Annotated in this window: 18 protein-coding genes and 2 tRNA genes; 5 read left to right on the top strand and 15 right to left on the bottom strand. The window is 65.1% G+C overall.

The features are described 5' to 3' along the window. Nucleotides 1–86: 86 nt before the first annotated feature. From grpE to AC1KAR_RS00780, 4 genes are all read right to left on the bottom strand, one after another. On the bottom strand, nucleotides 87–635 hold the full coding sequence (gene grpE, locus AC1KAR_RS00795; RefSeq protein ID WP_480313770.1) for a nucleotide exchange factor GrpE: 549 nt from the start codon (nucleotides 633–635) through the stop codon (nucleotides 87–89). Between the two features lie 124 nt (nucleotides 636–759). Further along, on the bottom strand, nucleotides 760–1,173 hold the full coding sequence (locus AC1KAR_RS00790) for an RNA-binding S4 domain-containing protein (protein ID WP_480313768.1): 414 nt from the start codon (nucleotides 1,171–1,173) through the stop codon (nucleotides 760–762). Next, entirely contained in the window at nucleotides 1,170–2,231 is a 1,062-nt protein-coding gene (gene hemH / locus AC1KAR_RS00785) for a ferrochelatase (RefSeq protein ID WP_480313766.1), read from the bottom strand. Before hemH ends, AC1KAR_RS00790 begins: the two co-directional genes overlap by 4 nt. A gap of 29 nt (nucleotides 2,232–2,260) precedes the next feature. Next, entirely contained in the window at nucleotides 2,261–5,809 is a 3,549-nt protein-coding gene (locus AC1KAR_RS00780) for a PAS domain-containing protein (RefSeq protein WP_480313764.1), read from the bottom strand. A gap of 96 nt (nucleotides 5,810–5,905) precedes the next feature. On the opposite strand from AC1KAR_RS00780, the gene AC1KAR_RS00775 reads away from it, so the two are divergent. Next, nucleotides 5,906–6,586, top strand: coding sequence for an HAD family hydrolase (locus AC1KAR_RS00775; RefSeq protein WP_480313762.1), 681 nt, complete (start codon nucleotides 5,906–5,908; stop codon nucleotides 6,584–6,586). A gap of 23 nt (nucleotides 6,587–6,609) precedes the next feature. On the opposite strand, the gene AC1KAR_RS00770 is transcribed toward AC1KAR_RS00775, so the two are convergent. From AC1KAR_RS00770 to argA, 6 genes are all read right to left on the bottom strand, one after another. Further along, nucleotides 6,610–7,554, bottom strand: a complete 945-nt coding sequence (locus AC1KAR_RS00770) for an adenylate/guanylate cyclase domain-containing protein (RefSeq protein WP_480313761.1) — start codon at nucleotides 7,552–7,554, stop codon at nucleotides 6,610–6,612. Nucleotides 7,555–7,711: 157 nt separating this feature from the next. After that, nucleotides 7,712–9,934 (bottom strand): RNA polymerase sigma factor RpoD, encoded by a 2,223-nt coding sequence (rpoD, locus tag AC1KAR_RS00765; RefSeq protein ID WP_480313760.1) that lies wholly within the window; start codon nucleotides 9,932–9,934, stop codon nucleotides 7,712–7,714. Between the two features lie 347 nt (nucleotides 9,935–10,281). Next, nucleotides 10,282–12,120 (bottom strand): DNA primase, encoded by a 1,839-nt coding sequence (gene dnaG, locus AC1KAR_RS00760; protein ID WP_480313759.1) that lies wholly within the window; start codon nucleotides 12,118–12,120, stop codon nucleotides 10,282–10,284. A gap of 76 nt (nucleotides 12,121–12,196) precedes the next feature. Further along, the gene (locus AC1KAR_RS00755) at nucleotides 12,197–12,505 is read right to left on the bottom strand and encodes an H-NS histone family protein (RefSeq protein WP_480313757.1); all 309 of its coding nucleotides are present in this window, start codon (nucleotides 12,503–12,505) and stop codon (nucleotides 12,197–12,199) included. 120 nt (nucleotides 12,506–12,625) lie between these two features. Continuing rightward, complete coding sequence (locus tag AC1KAR_RS00750; protein ID WP_480313756.1) at nucleotides 12,626–12,901, bottom strand: oxidative damage protection protein; 276 nt, start codon at nucleotides 12,899–12,901, stop codon at nucleotides 12,626–12,628. 40 nt (nucleotides 12,902–12,941) lie between these two features. Continuing rightward, nucleotides 12,942–14,282, bottom strand: coding sequence for an amino-acid N-acetyltransferase (argA, locus tag AC1KAR_RS00745; RefSeq protein ID WP_480313754.1), 1,341 nt, complete (start codon nucleotides 14,280–14,282; stop codon nucleotides 12,942–12,944). A gap of 63 nt (nucleotides 14,283–14,345) precedes the next feature. Here argA and hrpA point away from each other — a divergent pair, with 63 nt between their 5' ends. The 3 genes from hrpA (at nucleotide 14,346) to AC1KAR_RS00730 (ending at nucleotide 18,423) form a co-directional block, all read left to right on the top strand. Continuing rightward, a complete protein-coding gene (gene hrpA / locus AC1KAR_RS00740) occupies nucleotides 14,346–18,197 on the top strand; it encodes an ATP-dependent RNA helicase HrpA (RefSeq protein WP_480313752.1) in 3,852 nt (1,283 codons plus the stop codon). 46 nt (nucleotides 18,198–18,243) lie between these two features. Further along, a tRNA-Pro gene (locus AC1KAR_RS00735) sits at nucleotides 18,244–18,320 on the top strand. A 26-nt stretch (nucleotides 18,321–18,346) separates the two neighbouring features. Further along, nucleotides 18,347–18,423, top strand: a tRNA-Arg gene (locus AC1KAR_RS00730). A 37-nt stretch (nucleotides 18,424–18,460) separates the two neighbouring features. Here the strand turns inward: AC1KAR_RS00730 and AC1KAR_RS00725 are convergent. Both AC1KAR_RS00725 and AC1KAR_RS00720 read right to left on the bottom strand, forming a co-directional pair. Next, nucleotides 18,461–19,765 (bottom strand): serine/threonine protein kinase, encoded by a 1,305-nt coding sequence (locus tag AC1KAR_RS00725; RefSeq protein ID WP_480313751.1) that lies wholly within the window; start codon nucleotides 19,763–19,765, stop codon nucleotides 18,461–18,463. 150 nt (nucleotides 19,766–19,915) lie between these two features. After that, entirely contained in the window at nucleotides 19,916–20,608 is a 693-nt protein-coding gene (locus tag AC1KAR_RS00720; RefSeq protein ID WP_480313749.1) for a glutathione binding-like protein, read from the bottom strand. Between the two features lie 64 nt (nucleotides 20,609–20,672). On the opposite strand from AC1KAR_RS00720, the gene AC1KAR_RS00715 reads away from it, so the two are divergent. Then, the gene (locus AC1KAR_RS00715) at nucleotides 20,673–21,413 is read left to right on the top strand and encodes a hypothetical protein (protein WP_480313747.1); all 741 of its coding nucleotides are present in this window, start codon (nucleotides 20,673–20,675) and stop codon (nucleotides 21,411–21,413) included. A gap of 19 nt (nucleotides 21,414–21,432) precedes the next feature. Here the strand turns inward: AC1KAR_RS00715 and AC1KAR_RS00710 are convergent, their stop codons facing one another. From AC1KAR_RS00710 to AC1KAR_RS00700, 3 genes are all read right to left on the bottom strand, one after another. Continuing rightward, nucleotides 21,433–22,671, bottom strand: coding sequence for an acyl-CoA dehydrogenase family protein (locus AC1KAR_RS00710; protein ID WP_480313745.1), 1,239 nt, complete (start codon nucleotides 22,669–22,671; stop codon nucleotides 21,433–21,435). A 95-nt stretch (nucleotides 22,672–22,766) separates the two neighbouring features. Next, on the bottom strand, nucleotides 22,767–23,471 hold the full coding sequence (locus tag AC1KAR_RS00705; RefSeq protein ID WP_480313743.1) for a Crp/Fnr family transcriptional regulator: 705 nt from the start codon (nucleotides 23,469–23,471) through the stop codon (nucleotides 22,767–22,769). 40 nt (nucleotides 23,472–23,511) lie between these two features. Then, a complete protein-coding gene (locus AC1KAR_RS00700; protein ID WP_480313741.1) occupies nucleotides 23,512–24,291 on the bottom strand; it encodes an oxepin-CoA hydrolase, alternative type in 780 nt (259 codons plus the stop codon). Nucleotides 24,292–24,403 lie beyond the last annotated feature (112 nt).

Below are 24,403 nucleotides of genomic sequence, written 5' to 3'. Positions count from 1 at the left end.
TTGTGCTCTCCTGAATCAAAAAAACTGGATGTCTTCGAGTTGTGGATAACTGCGGCAATTTCAAGTAATGCCGCTTGTGGATTTCTTTACTTGGGCGCGGCCACCGTCAGCAGGGCGGGGCGCAGCACGCGCTCGGCGATGGAGTAGCCCTTCTGCAGGACCGCCACGACCGTGTTGGCCTCCTGGTCGGCCGGCACCATGCTGATCGCCTGGTGCTGGTGGGGGTCGAACTTGGCGCCGGGCTGGGGGTTGATTTCGATGACCTTGTTGCGCTCTAGGGCCTGCGCGAGCTGGCGCAGCGTGGCGTGCACGCCTTCGAGCAACTGCTCGGGCGTGGCGGCCTGGATGGCGATGGCGGCCTCGAGGCTGTCTTTCACGGGGAGCAGGCTCTCGGCGAAGCTCTCGACGGCGAACTTGCGGGCCTTGCTGATCTCTTCTTCGGCGCGGCGGCGCACGTTTTCGGCTTCGGCCTTGGCCCGGAGGTAGGCGTCCGACATCTCGGCCAGACGGGCGTCGACCGACGGCTCGGTGCCGGTGGCCGCGGTTGCGAATTCAGGGGTCGGCTGGGCGCCGGACTGAGCGGTCGCGGAGTCGGCGGCACCGGGGTTCTGGGTGTTGTCTTCTGTGTTCTGCATGCGCATATCCCTTTGGAAGGCGGGCATCTGGGTGCCTCGCTGCGGTTTTCAAGGGCCCTTTCTGAAGATTTCCGAAGAAATCCGGGCCAGACGGGCGATTTCGGTCTGCTGAGGCGGCCGGCGCTCAGTCTGGATCGGCCGAGGCGCTCCAGCGGTTCCAGTCGGCCAGCTGCCGGCGGTCGCGCTTGGTGGGGCGGCCCTGCCCGATCGCGAGCGCCGGCTCGGGGGTTTCACGGCGCTGCCTCGCGGCTTCTTCGCGCCGGGCCAGGCTTTCGGGCGTTTCCTCATAGAGCGCCTGGGCCTCCGGCGCCGGGCCGCGCACGCTGCTCAGGGCGCGGACCTGAATCTCCCGCAGCACCGGGCCCTGGCGGATCTCGACGCGATCGCCGGGCTTGAGATCACGCGATGGCTTGGCCACCTGCCCGTTCACCTGGATGCGGCCCTTGTCGATCTCCTGCGTGGCCAGGCCGCGCGTCTTGTAGAAGCGCGCGGCCCACAGCCATTTGTCCAGGCGCACGGCCTGCGGTGCGGAACTCATGTTTTGCCGTGTTGCGTCGGGGATGGGTCGGCCCGGGTGTCCCAGCCCTGCATGTGCTGCAGGGCGAGGGCGGTGAGGGCTGCCATGCCTTCGTGCTGGTCGTTGAGACAAGGCACGTAGTTGAACTCTTGCCCACCCGCTTTCAAGTAGGCCTCACGCGCTTCGATGTTGATTTCTTCGAGCGTTTCGAGGTTGTCGGCGGCGAAGCCGGGGCACATCACGTCGACCCGGCGAACGCCTTCGCGTGCCAGCTTGACGAGCGCCGGCTCGGTGTAGGGCTGCAGCCACTCGGCGCGGCCGAGCCGGCTCTGGAAGGTTACGAGCACGTGTTCGGGCTTGATGCCGGCGCGCTGCGCCACCGCCTGCGCCGTCTGCTGGCACTCGTCGTAGTACGGGTCACCGAGCGTTCGGGTGCGCTTGGGCATGCCGTGAAAGCTCATCACCAGCTTGTCGGCCCGGCCGTGGGTCTGCCAGTGCTGGAGCAGCCGCTGGGCCAGGGCGTCGATGTAGCGCGGTTCGTCGTGGTAGCGGTTCACGAAGCGCAACTCCGGCAGGCTGCGCACCTTGGTGGCCCAGGTGGCCACGGCGTCGATCACGCTGCCGGTGGTGGCTGCGCAGTACTGCGGGTACAGGGGCATGACGAGCACCCGCCTGGCGCCGGTGGCCTTGAGCTCGTCCAGCACTTGCCCGATCGCGGGCGAGCCATAGCGCATGGCGAATCGCACGGTGACGCGGTGCCCGCGCTCGCCGAGATAGCCAGCCAGCAGCTTGGCCTGCTTGTCCGTCCAGACCGTGAGCGGCGAGCCCTCGGGTGTCCAGACGCTTGCGTATCGCTTGGCCGACTGGGCGGGCCGCACCCGCAGCACCACGCCGTGCAGGATCGGCCACCACAGCAGGCGCGAGATCTCGACCACCCGTGGGTCGCTCAGAAACTCCGCCAGGTAGCGCCGCACGGCGCCGGCCGTGGGCGCGTCGGGTGTGCCGAGGTTGCACAGCAGGATCGCAGTGTCTGGCGCCGACCCCGACGAGGCGGGGGCGGGTTCGCGGGCAAACGGCATGGAGGGCGGGGCGAGCGGGGAGGCCGCGATTATCGTGCCCGCTGCAAGTGGGATTCGAGGTCGGCCAGGATCGCGCCGATGTTGATGGGCTTCGTCCAGTAACCGGCAAAACCGGCTTCGTAAGCGCGTTGGATGTCGTCGGGCATTGCGTCGGCCGAGCACATGTAGGCCGGCACGTTGTCGAGCCCGGGCAGCAAGCGCAACTGGCGCAGCACTTCGAACCCCGTGATGCCCGGAAGGTGCGCATCGAGCACCAGCACATCGGGTTGCCACGCCTGGGCCAGCTCGATCGCCTCGGGGCCGTCTTCGGCCACGCGCAACTCGATGTGCCGGCTGTGCATGCGCATGGCCTCCTCGAAGAGCAGGGCGTTGATGCGGTTGTCTTCGACATACATCATGCGAAGCCCCGCGGGCTGGGGCGCTTCGATCGGCACCGCCACCTCCGGCGCGGCGACCGACGGCGCCTCGGCCTGTTGCAGGTCAAGGCGCACACAGGTGCCGTGGCCCACGCGACTGGAGATGCTCAGCCGGCCACCGATCGCCTGGGCCAGGCTGCGCGCGATGATGAGGCCGAGCCCCGTACCGTCGATGCCCGATGTCTCACGGCCCAGCCGCTCGAAGGGCTGGAACAGGCGGCCCATCTGCAGGGGGCTGATGCCGTCTCCGGTATCTTCAATGCACAGGGTGACCCTGCCCGCGCGGTGTTGCTCGACGCTCCAGCGCACGCGACCGCCGTCGCGGTTGTACTTGACGGCGTTCGAGCCCACGTTGAGCAGCACCTGGCGAAGCCGCTGGGCGTCGGCGTGCACCCAGACGCCTGCGTCCACTGTGTTGTCGAACGCCACCTGGCGGGCCTGCGACCCCGGTGAGAGCAGTTCCATCGAGCGCGACACCGCGTGGCGCAACTCGATGACGCCCATGTGCAAGGTGAGCGCGCCTTCCTCGATCTTCTGCAGGTCGAGCACATCATTCACGAGGCTCAACAGGTGCTCGCCCGCATCGAGCACGTGGCCGGCGTAGTCGCGCACGCCTTTCGAGCCCAGGGTGTCCGGGTCCATCGCCAGAAGCTGCGAGAAGCCGATCACCGCGTTCAAGGGCGTGCGCATCTCGTGGCTCATGCGCGAGAGGAACTCGCTCTTGGCACGGCTGGCCAGTTCGGCGGCGTGCTTCTCGCGCTGCATCTGCTCGGCCAGGCGCTGCTGGGTGATGTCTCGGAACGTCAGCACCACCGAGAACGTGCTGCCCTCGGGCCGCAACTGAAGCGGGTGTGCGTTGAGCGCCAACCAGCGCAACTGGCCGTCGGGCCGGCGCAGCGCATGGATCTGGTTGATGAGCGGCCGATCCGCGGCCACCAGCTGGTGCACGGGGTGCGATTGCGGCGGCAGCGCCAGCCCCTCGGAATCGAGAAACTCGAATGGCCAGGCACCGGGCTGGTTCACCAGGGCGCTGCTCTCGACGCCGAGGATGTCGCAGCCGGCCGGGTTGACGGCAATGATCGACAGCCCCGGCGTGACCACCAGCAGGCCGTCGCTGATCGCTGATGCAACCGAGCGGTACAGCTCCTCGCTCAGGCGCAGCTTGTCGGCCGAGCGGCTTTGTTCGGTCACGTCGCGTTGAACGCCGATGTAGTGGGTGAGCTGGCCCGCGGCGTCTCGCACCGGAGCCACGTGCAGCGCGTTGCTGAACACCGTGCCGTCCTTGCGGACGTTGTGCAGCGTGACGCTGGCGGCCCGACCCGCGGCCAATGCATCGCGCAGCGTGGTCGCGCCGGCTTGCCCGGTCAGGTGCCCTTGCAGGAAGCGCGGATTGCGCCCCAGCACCTCGCCACGGCCATACCCGGTCAGCCGCTCGAACGCCGGGTTGACGTAGATCAGCGGCATGCCCGGCTGGGTGGCATCGGCCACGCTGATGGGCAACGAGGCGTCGGCCTCGAGCGCGCGCTGCATGATGAGCACGTCGCGTTCGAGGTTGCGCAGCTCGGTGAGGTCGCGCGTGACGTAGAGCGCCCGGTCCTGCGCCATCGGCGAGATGCGTGCCTCGAAGAAGTGCAACTCGCCGCTGGACATGGTGAGGTCGTAGTCGACCCGCTGCACGAGACCGGTATCCAGCGCCCGCCTGACCGCCGCAACCACCCGGTCGGCCAGTGGCTTGGGTACGCCAGCCTCGAAGGGCTGCCCGCGAACGCTCTCCCAACTGTGGACGAGAAAGGGGTGCTTGTCGGAGCTGCACTGCAGGTAGCGCCCTTCGGAATCGAGCACGAACCACAGGTCGGGCACGGCGCCCAGCACGGCACTGAGCTGCGAACGCGACTCGGTGAGCTGCACTTGCTTCTCGGCCAGCGCAAGTTCAGCGTTCTTCCGGTCGGTGATGTCGATCGACAGATGAACCACGGTGTCATCGGGCAGCCGGCGGTCGCTCACGATCACCCAGCGGTCACGCCAGCGCAGCTCGTGTTGTTCGCCGCGCGGTGAGGCCAGGTTGAGGCGCCAGCGCACGAACTCTCGAGGGTCGCGCATGTCGGGGTAGTGGCCGGCAGCTGCCAGGCGCTCGACGATCTCAGGCCATGTGGCGCCGTCTTGCATGTACTCGCCAATGCTCGCGAGCCAGCGCGAGTTGGCGTGGAGCACGCGGCCATCGGCGTCGCTGATCATCACGCCCACATTCAGGCTGTCGAGCGCCCCCTCGAGCAGCCGCTCGGCCTTGACGGCCGCAAGGCGCTCGGCCATGCGTTGCGTGATGTTGCTGGTGGTGCCCCGGTAGCCCCGAAAACCGCCGTCGTCGTCGAACACGGGCGTGCCGCTGATGCTGACCGTGATCGACTCGCCGGCGCTGGTTTCGCGATCGAAGATGACGTCGCGAAAAGGGGCGAGCCTGGCGCGGGCGTCTGCGTAGCGTTGCCACGAGTTGGTGGTGTCGGCGGGGCAGGGCCGGTTGATCTCGGCAAGAGAACGCCCCAGAACCCGGTTGGGCGGAAACCCGGTGTGCGATTCCACCCCGGCTGATACCCATTGCACGCGCCCGTGCTCGTTGCTCTCCCAGAGCCAATCGCTGCTGGACAGGCCCGCCTGTCGCACGCGCTCGCCGTGGGCGTGCAGGCGTGCTTCGTTGAGGCGGTCCGAGATCGTGCCGCTTGCGACGCGGGCGAGATCGAGCAGGCTGGTGATGTCGGCTTGCTCAAACTTGGCCCGCGGCTCGGGGCTCATCGCGCAGATCAGGCCGACGGTGTGGCCGGCCACGCGCAGCGGGGCCGCCACGAGTGATCGAACGGCGCCGCAGGCGGCCAGCCAGTGGGCGGCGTCGCCGGACAACTCGGCGCCGAGAAGCTGCACCCCTTCGCGCGCGGTAAGGGCCTGGAGTCCTTCGGCCGGCGGCAGCGGCATGCGCTCGATGGCGAGCCCCGTGCGGGCGAAGAGCGCGAATTCGCTTCCGTCGAAGAGCCCGACCCATGCGATCGGGCAACGCAGATGCGATGCTGCCAGCCGCACCAGTGCATCGAGCGTCGGCAAAGACCGCCCAGCGAGTCTGGCCAGTTCGGTCAGCACCTGCTGACGACCGGCATCATCGGACACGGCATTCATCCCATCACCACCGCTATGGCGTCCCTCTCTCGCCGATCAATGTAGCGGAGACAATGCGCGCTGAGGTCCCAGGTTCCCCCGCAACATCGTCGACTCATGCACACACTTCCCCGCGCGTTGACACTCGATCTCGACGACACGCTGTGGCCGATCGGCCCGACGATCGAGCGGGCCGAGATCGCCTTGCACGACTGGCTCGGTGCAAATGCGCCCGCTACGGCCGGCCGCTTCGACCGGGTGGGGATGCGCGCATTGCGCGGCGAGGTGGAACTGGACAACCCGCATCTGAGCCACGATCTGAGTGCGCTGCGACTCGAATGCCTGCGCCGCGCACTGCGCCATGCGGGCGACAACGAATCGCTGGCCGAGGTCGCCTTCGACATCTTCTTCGAGGCGCGCCAGCAGGTCGTGTTCTTCGACGAGGTGCTCGGCGTGCTCGATCGGCTCGTCCAGCGCTACCCCATCGTCGCACTGACCAATGGCAACGCCAACCTGGAGCGGGTCGGGCTCGCGCGTTACTTCAGTGGCAGCGTCACGGCACGCACGGCGGGCGTGGCCAAGCCGGATCGGCGCATCTTTCTGCAGGCCTGCAAAGAACTCGGCTGCGAACCGGCGGACGTGCTGCACATCGGCGACGACTACGAACTCGACGTTGTCGGTGCCGTGCAGTCCGGCATGCGAGCCGCCTGGTTGCGCCGCGAAGGCGAGGCGGTGCATGGTGCGGGCTACCGCACCTATCGCACGCTGGGCGAGCTGGCTGACGAACTCTTGCCGTAGTCTGGGCCGCGCCCGCTTGGGCGCTAGTAGGCCTCTTGCGGCTGTGTGTCCGAAAACCGAAGGATCTCGAAGCGCACGGAAGGCGAGGTCGGGTCGGTGAGCGTGGCGCCCAGCCCGATCAGGCCGGACCCGTGCAGCGTGCAGGTGCCGCGGCGCAGGGACACCACCTCAGAGTCATTGGAAAAGCGCACGTAGGTGCCGTTGAAACTCAGGTCGGTGAGCTGGAACGCGCCACCATGCCAGTCGATGCGGGCATGCGAACGCGAGACCCGTGAGTCGTCGATGCAGTACGTGACCTGAGGGCTGCGCCCCAGCACCACCGGAAGGCTCGGCCCGGCATAGACGCGGTTCATGTCCAGCCACACGAGTCGGATGCCCTCGGGTTCGACGGTCGGCATCAATTCGCCATAGGCCGTGGCGGCGGTGTCGCCGAACCGCTTGCTCTCAAGCAGATGCACGTGGACGGGTTCGACGCGACCGCGCAATTGCACCTTGTCGAGGCTTCGAAAGCGCAGACGCAGATCGCTCGGCAGGCGAGCGAGCACGCTGGCGGTGACGAGCGTCTCGTTGTCACCCGCGTGATCGAGCAGGCGGGCTGCGACGTTGACCGCGTCGCCAAAGCAATCGCCCGACATCTCGACCACCTCGCCATGCGCGAGCCCGACCTGCAGCTTAAGCACCGGCATGTGGCGCTGGGGGCTGTGTGCGTTCGGCGGGATCAGGCGATCGAGCGACTCGTGCATCTCGTCGGCCGCGGCCACGGCGCCATCGGGTTCCGCGAAGACGGCCATCAGGCCGTCGCCCAAGGTCTTGACGACCACGCCGCCGGAGGTGGAAACGATCTGGGCGATCAGTGAAACGGACCGCGTGACGACGGTGGTGGCCTCGGTGTTGCCGAGGGTTTCGTAGAGCGCAGTGCTGCCGCGCAAATCGGCAAACAGGACGGTTCGCTGAAGAATCTGCGCCATCCGTGAAGTTTATGGCAACACGTATGAAAAAAGCCCCGGCGACAGGCGCCGAGGCTTGGGGGTTGTGCTGACTGCACCTGACGCGTGGGCGACAGGCGCAGCGGCTTCGAACTAATCAGAGCAGCTCACTGTCGCGAGCCACGCATCCAGCCAGGCCTTACAGGTTGTCCAGATACGTGCGCAGCTTGTCGCTGCGGCTCGGGTGCTTCAGCTTGCGAATGGCCTTGGCTTCGATCTGGCGGATGCGCTCGCGCGTCACGTCGAACTGCTTGCCGACTTCTTCCAGCGTGTGGTCCGTGCTCATCTCGATGCCGAAGCGCATGCGCAGCACCTTGGCTTCGCGCGGGGTCAGCGAGTCGAGGATGTCCTTCACCACATCGCGCAGGCCGGCCTGCATTGCCGCTTCGATCGGCGCGGTGTTGTTGGTGTCCTCGATGAAGTCTCCTAGGTGCGAATCGTCGTCGTCGCCGATGGGGGTCTCCATCGAGATCGGCTCCTTCGCGATCTTCATGATCTTGCGGATCTTGTCCTCGGGGATCTCCATCTTCTCGGCCAGCGTCGGGGCGTCGGGCTCGAAGCCGAACTCCTGCAAGTGCTGGCGCGACAGGCGGTTCATCTTGTTGATCGTCTCGATCATGTGCACCGGGATGCGGATGGTGCGCGCCTGGTCGGCGATCGAGCGGGTGATGGCCTGGCGGATCCACCACGTGGCGTAGGTCGAGAATTTGTAGCCGCGGCGGTACTCGAACTTGTCCACCGCCTTCATCAGGCCGATGTTGCCCTCTTGAATCAGGTCGAGGAACTGCAGTCCGCGGTTGGTGTACTTTTTGGCAATGGAGATCACGAGGCGCAGGTTGGCCTCGATCATTTCCTTCTTGGCATCGCGCGAAGACTTCTCGCCTTCGCTCATTCGCTTGTTGATGCCCTTCAGGTCTTCCAGCGGCACGACGGCGCGGGCCTGCTGGTCGCTCAGCTTCTTCTGCAGCTCCTGAATGGCCGGCAGGTTGCGCGACAGGATCGCGCTGTACGGCTTGCCGGCGGCCGCTTCCTTCTCGGGCCACTTGGTGTTGAGCAGGTTCGGCGGGAAATGCTTGATGAAGTATTCCTGCGGCATGCCGCACTTGTCGACCAGGATCTTGCGCAGCTCGCGTTCGTAGCGGCGAACGTCGTCCACCTGCGAGCGCAGGATGCCGCATAGCTTCTCGATGGTCTTGACCGTGAAGCGGATCGTCATCAGCTCGGAACTGATGGCCGCCTGCGACTTGTTGTACGCCGGTGATTGGTAGCCGTCCTTCTCGAAGGACTTGCGCATCTTGTCGAAGTTGCCGCGCAGGTTCTCGAACTTGGCCACGGCGGCCGTCTTCAGCTCTTCGAGCTTCTTGGTCAGCGCCTTGCTGCCGCCCTGGCCGTCGTCGTCGTCTTCCTCGTCGAAGAAGTCCACGTCTTCTTCGGCCACGTAGTCGTCGGCTTCGTCTTCCGAGACGAAACCATCGACGACCTCGGAGATCTGCATCTCGCCGGCGATGATCTTGTCGGCGTAGACCAGGATCTCGGCGATGGTGGTCGGCGAGGCGCTGATGGCCAGCATCATGGCCTGCAGGCCGCCTTCGATGCGCTTGGCAATCTCGATTTCGCCTTCACGCGTCAGCAGCTCGACGGTACCCATCTCGCGCATGTACATGCGGACCGGGTCGGTCGTGCGGCCGAACTCGGAGTCGACGGTAGAGAGCGCCGCTTCAGCGGCTTCTTCGGCTTCTTCTTCGGTGGCGGTGGTGGTGCCGCCGCCTGCGATCAGCAGCGTGGCCGCGTCAGGGGCTTGCTCGTAGACCGCAATGCCCATGTCGTTGAGCATCGACACGATGGCTTCGAGGATTTCGGCGTCGACCAGCTTTTCGGGCAAGTGGTCGTTGATTTCCTGGTGAGTCAGGAAACCACGCGTCTTGCCCATCTTGATGAGCGTCTTGAGCTCCTGGCGGCGCTTGGCGACTTCTTCTTCGGTGAGCGCGGTCTCGTCGAGGCCGAACTCACGCATCAGGGCGCGCTCCTTGGCGCGCGACACCTTCATGCGCAGGGGCTTGGCCTTGGCGGCCTTCTCGTCTGTGGCGTCAACTTCGGCTTCGGGCTCGCCCTGCAGATCGGCCTCGATGTCGGAAAAATCTTCTTCGGCGATCTCTTCCTTCTTGGCGGCGGCGGCCTTCGGCTTGCGGCCAGGCTTGCCCTTGGGCTCGGCGGCCGCCTTGGCGGCTGGCTTCGCAGCGGCAGTAGCGGCCTTCGCCGCAGGCTTCTTCTTTTCTTCGACTTCGGCCTTGGCAGCCTTCGTTGCCTTGGTGGGCGCAGCAGGGGTGGCTGCCTTGACGGGAGCGCTCTTCTTTGCGGTCATGCAAATCCTCGAATGGTGGTGGGCGTCACGGCTTTCTGCTCCTGGCCCGCGCGCACGCGTACGGATTCAGCTTCGTGTCTGGACGAAGACGAAGCGCAATCGTTCTGGTGCGACGGCAGGGTGGGCATCAAGCAAAGCCATCCAATGCAGCGGCTCGCCTGCACAGGGTTGGCTCATGGCTCTGACACATTGGCGGACAAGCTGGCGTGACCATCCCATGAGTTGCAGCCCTTGCGGGGAAGGTTGGCCTTGTGTGGGGACCCTGGTTCAAAGGGTGGCCGGGGCCCGGAGGTGCTGCTGTCACTCTTGCCGCGTAACAAACCCTTAATTATCGTCGAAGGTAAGCCTTACGTCAAAGCGCTCTGTTGCGCAAGGCTTAAGAGGTGCTTTCTACGCGTTTCGAGTTCACGCCAGCGCTTGAGCGCCTCGGGGTTGGTCGCTGCCTGCTGAATGAGTGACTCTTGCTCGGCCTGCAGGGATTTGATCCACATGCCGTCGACGACGCGGCGAAGGTCAGAGAACTGCAGTTCGTCGGCCAGAGCGCTCTCGGGAAGCACTCGGGGCAACGTTGCAGCCCATTCGGTCTCTTGGAGCGCCTGTTCCAGAACGGCCCAGGGGGTCTTGCCGTGCTCGTTGAGGTGTCGTTCCAACCACGCGCACAGCGGGCCATGGGGGTCGGGCATGCCGGCGAGCAACTCGTGGTCGTCGGCATCAAGCTGCTGCCACCATGCGCTGTTCAGCAGCAGCAGGCGTACCGCCATGTCGGCCGGGCTGGCCGGCGCCGCGCGCGTGGCCAGGCGTCGGGGCCGAAGCGACCCAGCCGGTGCGAGCGGATCGCGCAGGCGGGCGGCTCGCGGAGGTGCGGCCTGCCGCTCTGCGGTAGCGCCGGCCTGCCAGATCTGCCCCAGATCCGCTGCCGCCAGCCCTGCGAGCTGGGCGAGTTCGCCGAGCAGCTGGAGCTTCAACATGCCTTCGGGCAGGGCGGACCACAGCGGCTTCGCATTGGCCAGCAGCTTGGCGCGGCCTTCGGCGCTGTCGAGGTCTTCGCCATCGCGCGCGGCTTCGATCAACTGCCGAGAGAGGGGCACCGCCTGGGCGACGTACTTCTCGAACGCTTCGGTGCCGTGTTCGCGCACGTAGGAGTCCGGATCGTGCTCCGGTGGCAGAAACAGGAAGCGCACGGTGCGGGTGTCGCTCGCGTGCGGCAGGGCCGCTTCGAGCGCGCGGCCGGCCGCCCGGCGCCCGGCGCTGTCGCCGTCGAAACTGAACACGACCGAATCGGTGAAGCGAAAGAGCTTTTGCACATGCTCGGCCGTGCAGGCGGTGCCCAGCGTGGCCACGGCATTCGGAAAGCCGAGCTGGGCGAGCGCAACCACGTCCATGTAGCCCTCGACGACGAGCACGTAGCCGCGCTGGCGCATGGCCGAGCGCGCCTCGTGCAGGCCATACAGCTCGCGGCCTTTCACGAACACTGGCGTTTCGGGCGAATTGAGGTACTTGGGTTCGCCCTTGTCGAGCACACGGCCACCGAAGCCGATCACGTCGCCCTGGACTGACCGGATCGGGAACATGATCCGGTCGCGGAATCGGTCGTAGCGTTTGCGGTCCGCCTCGTCTTCACCCGTGGCGATGACGAGGCCGCCTTCTTCCAGCAGCGGGTCGTCGTACTTCGGGAACACGCTGGCCAGACCTCGCCAGCCTTCGGGCGCATAGCCCAACCCGAAGGCCGAAGCGATCTCGCCTGTCAGGCCTCGGCCCTTGAGGTACTCGATGGCGCGCGGGCTCGCCTTCAGTTCGCGGCGGTAGTGCTCGGCCGCCTTGGCCAGCACATCGTTCAGCGTGGCCTGGCGGGCCTTGAGTTCAGCCGCCTTCTCGCGCTCCATGGGCGAGCGATCGTCTTCGGGCACCGTCAGCCCGACCTGTTGCGCCAGGTCGCGCACCGCATCGATGAAGCCTACCCCCGAGTACTCCATCAGGAAGCCGATGGCGTTGCCGTGCACACCGCAACCGAAGCAGTGGTACGTCTGGCGGGTTGCGCTCACGATGAAGCTCGGGGTCTTCTCCCCGTGAAAAGGGCAGAGGCCCTTGTGATTGATGCCCGCCTTCTTGAGCTGCACGTACCGGCCCACGATCTCGACGATGTCGGCGCGCGAGATCAGTTCTTGTACGAAGGTGGCTGGGATCACTGGGGGAGTCTAACGAAGGGGCGCCCAAGCAAAACGCCGCCCGAAGGCGGCGTTTGTGAAGCAATTGGGTCGGCGGTCAGATGGCGAAATCGCTGATCTTCTTGCCCGAAGCGACGGCGGCTTTCAGCCATTTGGGTTGCAGGCCGCGACCGCTCCAGGTATCGCCCGTGGCGGCATTGCGGTATTTCGGAGCCACCTTGGCACCCTTGCTGGAGGCGGTTTTGCTGGGGCCGCCTTTGGCCGACAGGTCGGCCACCGTCAAACCATACTCAGACATCAACGCCTTGACTTTGCTGATGGCGTCTTGGCGTTCGCGCTTTTGAGTGGCCTCGATTTCCTGCTCGAGGGCCGCGCGTTTCGCCAGCAAATCTTGTAGTGATGACATGTCGTACCTCCTTGAATATGCGGCACAAGCCACTATGCCGCAGATTCTAGTTCAGGAGATATGGGGTATGTCGTGAGGTTTTCCTTAACCCGCGGAAGTCAATAACACCCCCGGCAATACTCAGGAATTGCTCGGTGGAACATATCCGGCGGGTTGTTCCGCTCCTTCGCCGAAGAAGAAGCGCTCCATCTGGCGTGCGAGGTATTGACGGGCGCGCTGGTCGGCCAGATTCAGTCGGTTTTCATTGACGAGCATGGTCTGGTGCTTCATCCACAGCTGCCAGGCTTCCTTGCTGACTTCGTTGTAGATGCGCTTGCCCAGTTCACCCGGATACGGGGCGAAATCCAGGCCCTCGCCTTCCTTCTTGAGATGAACGCATTGAACGGTGCGGGCCATGGAGTACTCCTTGAAAAATGAATCGTGAGGCGCTCGGGTGTCAGCCGAGTTTCTTGACGAGCACCAGCGAACGCCGGTCCCAGTTGTATTTGCGTTTGCGGGCCTCGGGCAACCAATCGGGGTCGACAAGCGCAAACCCGCGCTTGAGAAACCAGTGCTTTGTTTGGGTGGTCAGCACGAAGATGCTGTCGAGCCCACTGGCCTTGGCGCGCTGCTCGACGCGCTTGAGAATCCGCTCGCCGTCGCCTTGCCCTTGCACATGGGGGGATACGGTCAACGCCGACATTTCGGCTGTGCGCGCTTCCGGATAGGGGTATAACGCCGCGCAGCCGAATATCACGCCGTCATGCTCGATCACGGTGTAGTGATCGATATCGCGCTCGATCTCGGTGCGGTCGCGTTTGACCAACGTGCCATTGCGCTCGAAAGGCTCGATGAGCTGCAAGATGCCACCGATATCGTCGGCAGTGGCTTCGCGCAGGCTCTCCAGCTTCTCGTCCACGATCATGGTGCCGACGCCGTCGTGGGTGAACGACTCCATCAGCACCGATCCATCCACCGAGAACGGAACGATGTGCACGCGCTCCACCCCCGCCTCGCATGCCTTGACGGCGTGTTGCAGATAGAACGCGGTGTCGGTGGGCTGCACCGGGTTAGGCAGGTTGGCGAGCAGCTTCTTGGCGTCGGCCAGCGCCAGTTCGGTGTCGATCTCGCTGTTGGGGTCGGCGGGGTCGAGCGGGATACCTCGCACTTCGGTGACATAGATCAACTTGTCGGCCTGCAGTGCGTCGGCCGTGCTGGCGGCCACGTCTTCCATGCTCAGGTTGAAGGCTTCGCCGGTCGGTGAAAAGCCGAAGGGCGACAACATGACCAGCGCGCCGAAGTCGACTGCGCGCCGAATGCCGGCCGCATCGATCTTGCGCACGAAGCCCGTGTGCTGGAAATCCACGCCATCGACGATCCCAACCGGGCGTGCGGTGATGAAGTTGCCCGAGACGACCCGGATCTGCGCGTGGGCCATCGGCGTGTTGGGCAGCCCTTGCGAAAACGCGGCCTCGATCTCATATCGCATCTGGCCGGCAGCCTCCTGGGCGCAGTCGAGCGCCGTGGCATCGGTGATGCGCATGCCGTGGCTGAAGCGGGAGGTGTGGCCCTTGGCCTTGAGCTGCTCTTCGACCTGCGGGCGGAAGCCGTGCACGAGCACCAGCTTGATACCCATGGCATGCAGGATGGCCAGATCCTGTGCGAAGGTGGCCAGCTTGCCTGCGGCCACCAGTTCGCCGGCGATCGCCACGACAAAGGTCTTTCCTCGGTGCGCGTGGATATACGGCGCAACCGCACGGAACCACGGAACAAAGGTATGTGGAAAGACAAGGCTCATGGCGTTACTTTGAAATAATCAATGATTTTGCACGAAGGCCCCTTTCAAACCGGGGCACACCTGATGAATCTTCCCGCGTGCCGCGGCAACCCGCCGCAGGCGAACCCGATACCGCCGATCACCTTTCCCGAATCGCTGCCCGTCTCCGGCCGCCGCGACGAGATCGCGCGGGCGATCGAGGCGAACCAGGTCGTCATCGTGTGCGGGGAAACGGGCTCGGGCAAGACCACCCAGTTGCCGAAGATTGCGCTGGCACTGGGGCGGGGCCGTGGCGCAGGTGGCAAGGGGTTGATCGGCCACACCCAGCCACGGCGAATTGCCGCGTCGAGCGTGGCCAAGCGCATCGCCCAGGAGTTGAACTCGCCGCTGGGCGAGCACGTCGGTTTCAAGGTTCGATTCCAGGATCGCTTGTCGCCGGGCGCGAGCGTCAAGCTGATGACGGACGGCATCTTGCTGGCCGAGACGCAAACAGATCCTTTGCTCAAGGCCTACGACACGCTCATCATCGACGAGGCCCACGAGCGCAGCCTGAACATCGACTTTCTGCTCGGATACATCCGGCAGATCCTGCCGCGTCGGCCCGACCTGAAGGTGATCGTCACCTCGGCCACGATCGATGCCGATCGGTTTGCGCAGCATTTCGCCTCGCGCCATGGCCCGGCGCCGGTGATCCAGGTCTCGGGCCGATTGTTTCCGGTCGAGCAGCGCTATCGCCCCTTCGAGGAGAGCCGCGAGTACGGCCTGAACGACGCCATCGGCGATGCCGTGGACGAACTCTGGCGCGAGGGCTCGGGTGATGTGCTGGTGTTCCTGCCCGGCGAGCGGGAGATTCGCGAAGCCGCCGAGCACCTGCGCAAGCACCACCCGCCTGGGGTCGAGGTGGTGCCGCTCTTCGCCCGCCTCAGCCAGCAGGAGCAGGACCGGGTCTTCGAGCCCCACAGTGCGCGCCGCGTGGTGCTGGCGACGAACGTAGCCGAGACCTCGCTCACGGTGCCAGGCATCCAGTACGTGATCGATGCCGGAACCGCCCGCGTCAAACGCTACAGCTACCGCAACAAGGTCGAGCAACTTCAGATCGAGGATGTCAGCCAGGCCGCGGCCAACCAGCGGGCCGGTCGTTGCGGCCGGGTGAGCAATGGCATATGCATCCGCCTCTACGACGAGAAGAACTTCAACGAGCGCCCGCGATTCACCGATCCCGAGATCCTCCGCTCCTCGCTTGCGGGTGTGATCCTGCGCATGAAGTCGCTTGGGCTGGGCCTGGTCGAAGACTTCCCCTTCATCGAGCCACCACCGCGCCGGGCGGTGGCCGATGGCTATCAACTGCTCAACGAATTGGGTGCGGTCGACGACAAGAATGACCTCACGCCGACCGGGCGGGAGTTGTCCAAGCTGCCGCTGGACCCGCGGGTGGGCCGCATGATCCTGGAGGCACGCAGCCGCCAGGCGCTGGCCGAAGTGCTCGTCATTGCATCGGCGCTGAGCGTGCAGGATGTTCGCGACCGACCCCTGGAGCATCAGCACGCCGCCGATGCTGCCCACAAGAAATTCGACGACGAGAAGTCTGAGTTTCTCGGCACGATCAGGCTCTGGAAATGGCTCGAAGACGCCAAGGGCGGGCAGGGCGAACACAAGCTCTCGCACCGCAAGCAGGAGCAGTTGCTGCGCGAGAACTTCATCTCGCCCCGCAGGGTGCGCGAGTGGCGCGACATTCATTCGCAACTGCACACGGTGGTGGCCGAGCACGGCTGGCGCCTGAACGGCTCGCCAGCCACCTACGAGCAACTGCACTTGTCCATGCTCGCGGGCTTGCTGGGCAACATCGGTCTCAAGAGCGACGACGAAGACTGGTACTTCGGGGCGCGTGGCATCAAGTTCTACAAGCACCCCGGCGCCAACCTCAGCAAGAAGCCGGGGCGGTGGATCGTTGTGGCGGAACTGGTCGAGACGACGCGACTTTTCGGGCGTGGCGTGGCCGCCATCGAGCCGCAATGGCTGCCAGGGATCGCCGGGCATCTGATCAAGACGCAACTGCTGGAGCCGCACTGGGAGAAGAAGGCCGGCGAGGTGATCGCGCTGGAGCGCGCCACGCTCTATGGCATCGTGATCTACAGCAACCGGCGGGTGAACTTCGGCCAGGTGGACCCAGCTGCAGCACGAGAGATCTTCATTCGCGAGGCGCTGGTCAATGGGGAGTGGGAGTCCCGCCTGCCTTTTCTCGCCGCCAACCGCAAGCTCATCGCCCAGGTCGAGGAGTTGGAGCACAAGTCGCGCCGGCAAGACGTGCTGGTCGATGACGAGCTGATCTACGCCTACTACGACCAGCACCTCCCTGCGGACGTCTGCAGCGGCCCCAGCCTGGAGCGCTGGTACCGTGAGGCCGCCAAGCTGAACCCCAAGCTGCTGCATCTCGGCCGCGAGGAACTGATGCGCCACGAAGCGGCCGGGATCACCACCGCTGCGTTCCCGAAAACCATCCGGCTGGGCGGCATCGATTGCGGCGCGACATACCTGCACGAGCCCGGCGATTCAAAGGACGGCGTCACCGTCACGATCCCGCTCTTTGCGCTCAACCAGGTCAACGAGGAGCGTTGCGAATGGTTGGTGCCGGGCATGCTGCGCGACAAGGTGCTGGCCCTCGTCAAGAGCTTGCACCAGAGGCCGCGCTCGCGTCTCGTTCCGCTGCCCGACTACGCCAGCGAGTTCTGCGAGCTCACGCCCTTCGCGCAGGGTGCGTTGCTCGACGTGCTGCTGAAGGCCGTGCGCGAGCGCACGCAGATTGCGGTGCAGCGCAACGACTTCAAGCTGGACCAGTTGCCCGCGCATCTGTTCATGAACTTCCGCGTGGTCGACGAGCACGGTCGGCAGTTGGGCACGGGGCGAAACCTCGCGAGCCTGAAGGCTGAGCTCGGCGGCCAGGCGCGCTCGGCCTTCCAGGCGCTGGCGGCGTTGCGCACGACCACACCCGCAGCCCCCGAGTCGCCACCGAAGGTGCATGGCGCCGCGGTGAAGTCGCCCGCGGCCGCTGCGCTGCCCGCGGCAGACAGCGCGCCGGCGACGCCGGCCGATCAGAAGTTCACCGACTGGAGCTTCGGTGAGCTGCCCGAACTGATGGAGGTTCGCCGAGGCGCTCAGACGCTCGTGGGGTTCCCGGCACTCATCGACCGTGGCGACCACGTGGTGATCGAGGTGTTCGACGAGCCCGATATCGCTGCGGCAAAGCATCGCGCGGGCTTGCGTCGACTGGTGTCAGTGCAGATCCGCGACGCGCTCAAGTACCTGGAGAAGAACATCCCTGATCTGCAGAAGATGTCGATGTTCTATGCCTCGCTCGGCACGGCTGAAGAGTTGCGAGAGCAGGTCATCGATGTCGCCTTGGATCGGGCCTTTCTCGCCGACCCGCTGCCCACCGATGCGATTGCCTTCAAGCGGCGTCTCGACGAGGGGCGAGGGCGCCTCACGCTGATTGCCAACGAAGTGGCGCGCAGTGCGATGGCCGTGCTGACGGAGTACGCGGCGGCAGCGCGCAAGCTCAAGGATGCGCGAGCGCCCAAGGATGTGGCCGACGACATTCAGGCGCAGTTGTCGCGGCTGGTGCTCAAACGCTTTGTGGCGAACACGAGCTGGGCGCAACTCGCGCACCTGCCGCGCTACCTGAAGGCGATCACGTTGCGCCTGGACAAGCAGCGCGCCGACCCCACGCGCGATGCTGCGCGCTCGAGCGAGTTGCGCCCCATCGAGCAGCGCTATCTGCGCCTCGTGGCCGAAAGGCGCGGTGTGCATGACGCTCGCCTCGACGAGTTCCGCTGGTTGATCGAGGAACTGCGGGTGAGCCTTTTCGCCCAGGAGTTGCGTACGCCACAGCCCGTCAGTGTGAAACGCCTCGAAAAGAGCTGGCAGCAAATCAATGCATGAGAGTCGGCCGGAAGCGGCCCGCTTCTGAGTACAATGCGCGGCTGATCGGAGCGTAGCGCAGCCTGGTAGCGCAACTGGTTTGGGACCAGTAGGTCGCGAGTTCGAATCCCGCCGCTCCGACCAATATCTTCTCTTGGCCATCCCCCGCACTGCCCGTAGCTCAACTGGATAGAGCAGCTGCCTTCTAAGCAGCAGGTCGGGGGTTCGAGTCCCTCCGGGCAGGCCAGCCTCTGTCCTTTCGCCCCTCTGCCTTTCGCTGGTGCTCAGCTGAGCAAGACCCAGCCGAGCGCGCCAATGCACAGCGCTGTACCAGCGCATAGGCCGGCGATCAGCCTGATTCGGTGCCAGCGGTTGACCCGCGTCGTCGGCATCGGGCGGTAGGGCAATGGCGTATACGTGGCGGACGCTTCCCTTTCCTCTTGTGCACGCATGTCATTCGTCTCGATCGTGTCGAACGGGTTTTCGCGCAACGGGGGCAGGGCCGGCTCGGCCTCGTCGGTCAGTGTTGGCAGAGGCGGGGGCTGAAACGGCTCGATGTCGTCGATGCCATCCGAAGGCCGGTTGTCGAACTTCGCCAGCAGCGCCAACACGCTCTCAGAGGCATTGACTGCCGGCGGCTGGCTCTTCTGAGCTTCCGGGCGCGGATGCCTCGGCGGTTCGGCTGTCTTTGGCGGCTGCTGCTGAGCTTGTTCGCTCGTCGCGGGTGCGTCCACGGCGGGCTTGTGCTCGAACAGGGCGCGAAAAGCCGCTTCGTTCTGGGGGCGATCCGCGGGCGGAAGCGCGAGGATGGCGTCGATCGCACCCAGGAACTCAGGCTGGTAGCCGAGCACCGATGTCTTGTCCTTCAGGCGTGCGAGCACGTCCGCAAGCGGTGTGTACCTAGCCGCGGCGGGGTGCCACTCGCAGCTGATGGCGAAGTGCAGCACCGCGGCCACGCTGTACAGGTCATCGGCTTGTTTTTGCTTTCTGGCCGGATTGGCGTACGCGTCCATGTAGGGCTGACGAACGTCGCTTGCCACAGCCTGGTGCACAGAATCGAAGTCCATCAGCACGGGCTGCGCGTCGTCTGTCATCACGATATTGCCGGGGTCGACGCGCAGGTGCCCCAGGCCGGCGCCATGAAGCGGGCGCAGGGCGCTCAGCAGAGCCTCCATCAGCACCAGCAATTGCTCCTGGTTCGCGGGGCCATCAGCACGTACTCGCCAAGCCATGAGGTGCGTGCCCGTCAGGTACGGCATCGCCCGGTAGATCGTTCCGTTGCCTTCCCAGATGCAGTTCACCCGAAGCAGACTGGGATGATCAAACTGCGACAGGGTGAGCGCTTCGGCCGCGAACGACTCCAGCCCACGCTGGAAGGAGAGTGAGTGCGACGGGTCGAGCAGGCGCACCTGGCCGTCAGCGCTACGGTCGGCGATGGCGGATGGCAGGTACTCCTTGATGACGACCTTGCCGCCATCGGACCCACGGGTTGCGAGATAGAGGGCGCTGGCGCGCGTGAGCCCCAGTACCTGCGTGACCTGGAAGTCTTCGAGCGTGGCGCCGACCGCGATCGCGCGCCCTGCGCCCACGGGCAGGTGTGCAGACGGCTGAAGCGGTTCGTTCAGGTTCATCGCGGCAGGCTGAATTCAGGACCCGAGTGGCTGAAAGCGTGCATTTTGCCGCGATTGACGGGGCCCAAGGCCACTGCGCGCACCTCGGTTCGGGGGCCCTTGGGCCGTTCAGCGGCGCTCGTACTGCTGGGCGCCAAAGAGCGCGTCACGGGCCTGGGTGTCTACAAGTGGCTTGCGCAGGTCAGCGAGAACCTCCACGCCGCGTTTCACGGCGGGGCGTGCAGAGATCTCATCGAACCAGCCCTTGAGGTGCGGGTAGTCGTTCCAGTCAATGCCCTGGTTCTTCCAGGAGCGAAGCCACGGGAAGATGGCGATGTCGGCAATCGTGTACTGCGGCCCGGCGATGTACTTGCTCTTGGACAGGCGCTTGTCCATCACGCCGTACAGCCGTTTGGCCTCGTTGGTGTAGCGGTTGATGGCGTACTCGATCTTCTCCGGCGCGTAGATGCGGAAGTGATGCGCCTGGCCGAGCATGGGGCCCACACCGCCCATCTGGAACATCAGCCACTCGAGCATCTGATAGCGCTCGGTGACGGACTGAGGCAGGAACATGCCCGTCTTGCCAGCAAGGTAAAGCAGGATCGCGCCCGACTCGAACATCGAGATCGGTTGTCCCTCGGGGCCCTCAGGGTCCACGATCGCGGGGATCTTGTTGTTCGGGCTGATAGCCAGGAACTCCGGTTTGAACTGGTCCCCGGTCCCGATGTTCACGGGGTGGGCTCGGTAGGCGAGCCCACATTCTTCGAGCATGATGTGAACCTTGTGGCCGTTGGGCGTGGGCCACGAATACACTTCGATCATCGCCTTGTACTCCTGTCGACGCGGCACCTGCCGTGTGTGCCACTCTAGTTGATGCGAACCCAAGATGCTTGACGCTTTCAAGAAGCTGATCTCGCGGCCGCCACCCGGCCCCGATTGGCGTGAAGTGTCTGAATGGGCCAAGCGCCACAAGCTCGGTTTCAAGCGCGAGTCCGAAGGGAACGGCTTCGCTCTCATCGGCGGCATGGAGAGCAAGCCCTGGCGGCTCGAATGGGGCCCGCCGCAGCGCAGCTACATCGAGGGCAACGAGTTGCGCCTGCGCATGGAATTGGGGCTGTCGCCGAACCTGCAGATGCTGCTGATCTCGCAGCCGCTGCTCGAGACGCTGGAGCGCCAGACCTTCGAGCGCTACACCGAAAGCACGCAGACCATCATCGATGGTGCGACTCCCGAAGAGATGCGCTGGCTCGCCATGTTCCCCAAGGTGCCATACAGCGCGTCCAAAGACTTGCGCATGCGTTTCGGCCTTCTGGGAAACGTGCCGGGCGAGGCGGCTGCCTGGGTCGAAGGCGCCTTGGCGCATCAGATGGAAGCCGCCTCGCAGGGTTTTCTGCGGCACGAGCCTCCTTTCGTGTTGATGCTGCTGCGCGGGCGCGCCTACTTGCGCCTTCAGCTTGCCGACCCGGATGTGAGGCACATCGGCGCGGCCATCGGCGTGTTCGAGACGGCTGTTTTGCAGGCCCTGCGGGTGGCGAACCTCGGCAACGAGAAAGGCGGTGACTGGTCATCGACCGGTTCAACCGCTTGGCAAAACCAACTCGACGCCGAAGAGTCCAAGCGGCGCTGAGCCACTTGGACTCGGGATATCAGGCGTAGCGCCCGAGCTCCATCTTGGCGATGGCGTTGCGGTGGACTTCGTCCGGGCCATCGGCATACCGCAACGTGCGAGCCATCGCATAGAAGTAGGCGAGCGGGAAGTCGTCCGACACGCCACCCCCGCCGTGAACCTGCATCGCCCAGTCGATGACCTGGCAGGCCATGCTGGGAGCCACCACTTTGATCATCGCGATCTCGGTCTTGGCAGTCTTGTTGCCGGCGACGTCCATCAGCCAGGCGGCTTTGAGCGTCAGCAGGCGTGCCTGCTCGATCATGCAGCGGGCCTCGGCGATGCGCTCGCGTGTGACGCCTTGTTCGGCCAAGGTGCGGCCGAAAGCCACCCGTGAAGATGCACGCTTGCACATCAATTCGAGCGCGCGTTCGGCCAGGCCGATCAGGCGCATGCAGTGGTGAATGCGGCCTGGCCCAAGGCGGCCCTGGGCGATCTCGAAGCCGCGGCCTTCGCCGAGGAGGATGTTGCTCACTGGGACGCGGACGTCCTTGAAATCAATCTCGCAGTGACCGTGCGGCGCGTCGTCGTAGCCGAAGACAGGCAAGGCGCGTTTCACCGTGATGCCTTTGGTGTCGGCCGGCACCAGCACCATGGACTGTTGGCTGTGCTTGGGCGCCGTGGGGTCGGTCTTGCCCATGAAGATGTAGATCGCGCACCGCGGATCGCCTGCACCGGATATCCACCATTTGCGGCCATTGATGACATAGTCGTCGCCATGGCGCTCGATGCGAGCTTCGATGTTGGTGGCGTCGGACGAGGCGACCGCGGGTTCCGTCATGGCAAACGCGCTGCGGATCTTGCCGTCGAGCAGCGGCTCGACCCAGCGCCGCTTGTGCTCGGGTGTGCCGTACCGAATGATGGTTTCCATGTTGCCGGTGTCTGGTGCCGAGCAGTTGAACACCTCGCTCGACCACATCACGCGGCCCATGATTTCGGCCAAGGGCGCGTACTCCTGGTTGCTCAGGCCGGGGCCGTACTCCGCTTCGCGCGCAGAGCCGTCGGCGCTCGGGGGCAAGAACAGATTCCACAGCCCCTGGGCTCGCGCCTTGAGCTTCAGGTCTTCGATGGTCTGCAGCGGCGTCCAGCGTTTGCCAGCCTGGGTGTTGGCTTCGATCTCGGCGGCGTAGCGTGCTTCGGCCGGGTAGATGTGCTCCTCCATGAAGCGCAGCAGCTTGCTCTGGAGTTCCTGCGTGCGAGGCGAGTAGGAAAAGTCCATCATGATCTCCTTCAGTTGGAACGCGGAGTGAGCTCAGCCAGCGCGGCGCGAAGTGGTTCGCGCCGCGCCTCGAGTGGAAGACCGAATCGGGAGGGTCAGCGCTCGGCGAGTGCCAGCAGCTTTTCTTTGGAGATCACCACGAGCCGCGTGGGTTCGATGCGCAGTGCACCCTCGCGCTCGAAGCCCTTGAGCTCCTGATTGACACGCTGGCGCGAGGCGCCGAGCAGCTGTGCCAGATCTTCCTGCGCGAGTTGAAGGCCGATGCGCGTCTCGTCGCCTTGCTTGACGCCGTAGCCGCGCGCCAGCAGCAGGATCTGTTTGGCCAGCCGCGCCGAGAGCGGGCGGGTGTTGAGGTCTTCGATCATGTCGAACATAAGACGAAGGCGCCGGCAGTTCAGGCGCAAGAGCGCCTCGTAGAGCTCGACATGCTGCGCCAGCAACTCGTGGAAGTCGGCCTTGCGCACCACGAGCAAGGTGGTTTCGCCGTGAGCGTTGGAGTCGTGCGTGCGCGGGAAACTGTCGAACAGTGAGATGTCGCCGAACCAGACGCCCGGCTCTACATAGGTCAGCACGATCTCCTTGCCGGAGAGCGACACCGAGCTCACACGCACCGCTCCCTTGGCCACGCCACACCACGAATCGGGTGCCGCGCCACGCGAGGACAGCATCGCGCCATCTGCGAGGCGACGCACATGCGACCTCGACAGAATGGCTTCGCGCAAGGGCTGTGAGAGCTTCGAGAACCACGCGCCTGACTCGATGTTGGACTGCTCTTCGATTGTAAGAACGGGGTTGCTCATGGTGGGTCTCAGATGCGACAGGCGAATGACCGGCCGACCGTCAAACGAAGCGAGGAGGCCGCTTGTCCAGAAAGGATTGCAGGCCCTCGCCGCAGTGGGTGTTGAAGAAGTTCTCGAGGAAGTGAACGCGCTCCGCATCGAGTTGCTCGGACAGGCTGTGTGCGGGCCATTGGTTCACCAAGTCCTTGACGCTGGCGATGACATTGGGCGCACAGTCCCTCAGGCGTTCACCCACCTCGATCGCCTTGGCCAGCGCCTGCCCGGTCGAGGTGACCCAGTTGACGATGCCATGTGTATGGAGTTGTTGAGCAGAGATCGGTTCCGCCAGCCACAGCAACTGGAGCGCGAGGTTTCGAGGCAGGCGCTGCATGAGTTGCCAGCTCGCGCCGCCGTCTGGCGACAAGCCGATGCGCCCGTAGGCCATGACGAACTTGGCGGTGTCCGCGGCAACGATCATGTCGCACGCCAGCGCCAGCGAGAAGCCACCCCCGGCAGCGGCGCCTTCGACAGCGGCGATCACGGGTTTGGGGAACACACGCAGCACTTCGACGAAATCGTGGAAGTGCCGGAGCATGCCGTCCTGCACCGAGGGGTCGGCCTCGCGCCGCGACTTGATCTGATGCAGATCGCCGCCGACACTGAAGTGCTCGCCATCGCCTCGCAGGATCACGCAGCGAATCTCGGCGTCGGTTTCGGCCACTCCGAGGGCCTCGATCCCGGCTGCGAACACTTGCTCGGAAAGCGCGTTGCGTGAGGTCGCGTCGCTGATGCTCAGGATCAGCGTGCTGTCGCGTCGTTCGGCGTGCAATTCAGAAGGCATGGGCGAGGGGCAGGGCGCGCGCAACGGGGGTTCGCAGATTGTGTCATGCAGCATGCTTGCTCGTGTTTGTGCCAGGGCGGCACCTCTGAAAACCGAGGCCGCGTGCTAGAGT

It is taken from the genome of Piscinibacter sp. PDB1-1 (genome assembly GCF_056675995.1).
The sequence above is the reverse complement of the archived record's forward strand: the minus strand, read 5'-3'. Positions and strand labels throughout refer to the sequence as shown.

Excerpts from the sequence above, each read along its gene's own strand:
- grpE (WP_480313770.1), bottom strand. The coding sequence starts at position 635 with ATGCAGAACACAGAAGACAACACCCAGAACCCCGGTGCCGCCGACTCC.
- AC1KAR_RS00790 (WP_480313768.1), bottom strand. The coding sequence starts at position 1,173 with ATGAGTTCCGCACCGCAGGCCGTGCGCCTGGACAAATGGCTGTGGGCC.
- hemH (WP_480313766.1), bottom strand. The coding sequence starts at position 2,231 with ATGCCGTTTGCCCGCGAACCCGCCCCCGCCTCGTCGGGGTCGGCGCCA.
- AC1KAR_RS00780 (WP_480313764.1), bottom strand. The coding sequence starts at position 5,809 with ATGAATGCCGTGTCCGATGATGCCGGTCGTCAGCAGGTGCTGACCGAA.
- AC1KAR_RS00775 (WP_480313762.1), top strand. The coding sequence starts at position 5,906 with ATGCACACACTTCCCCGCGCGTTGACACTCGATCTCGACGACACGCTG.
- AC1KAR_RS00770 (WP_480313761.1), bottom strand. The coding sequence starts at position 7,554 with ATGGCGCAGATTCTTCAGCGAACCGTCCTGTTTGCCGATTTGCGCGGC.
- rpoD (WP_480313760.1), bottom strand. The coding sequence starts at position 9,934 with ATGACCGCAAAGAAGAGCGCTCCCGTCAAGGCAGCCACCCCTGCTGCG.
- AC1KAR_RS00755 (WP_480313757.1), bottom strand. The coding sequence starts at position 12,505 with ATGTCATCACTACAAGATTTGCTGGCGAAACGCGCGGCCCTCGAGCAG.
- AC1KAR_RS00750 (WP_480313756.1), bottom strand. The coding sequence starts at position 12,901 with ATGGCCCGCACCGTTCAATGCGTTCATCTCAAGAAGGAAGGCGAGGGC.
- argA (WP_480313754.1), bottom strand. The coding sequence starts at position 14,282 with ATGAGCCTTGTCTTTCCACATACCTTTGTTCCGTGGTTCCGTGCGGTT.
- hrpA (WP_480313752.1), top strand. The coding sequence starts at position 14,346 with ATGAATCTTCCCGCGTGCCGCGGCAACCCGCCGCAGGCGAACCCGATA.
- AC1KAR_RS00720 (WP_480313749.1), bottom strand. The coding sequence starts at position 20,608 with ATGATCGAAGTGTATTCGTGGCCCACGCCCAACGGCCACAAGGTTCAC.
- AC1KAR_RS00715 (WP_480313747.1), top strand. The coding sequence starts at position 20,673 with ATGCTTGACGCTTTCAAGAAGCTGATCTCGCGGCCGCCACCCGGCCCC.
- AC1KAR_RS00710 (WP_480313745.1), bottom strand. The coding sequence starts at position 22,671 with ATGGACTTTTCCTACTCGCCTCGCACGCAGGAACTCCAGAGCAAGCTG.
- AC1KAR_RS00705 (WP_480313743.1), bottom strand. The coding sequence starts at position 23,471 with ATGAGCAACCCCGTTCTTACAATCGAAGAGCAGTCCAACATCGAGTCA.
- AC1KAR_RS00700 (WP_480313741.1), bottom strand. The coding sequence starts at position 24,291 with ATGCCTTCTGAATTGCACGCCGAACGACGCGACAGCACGCTGATCCTG.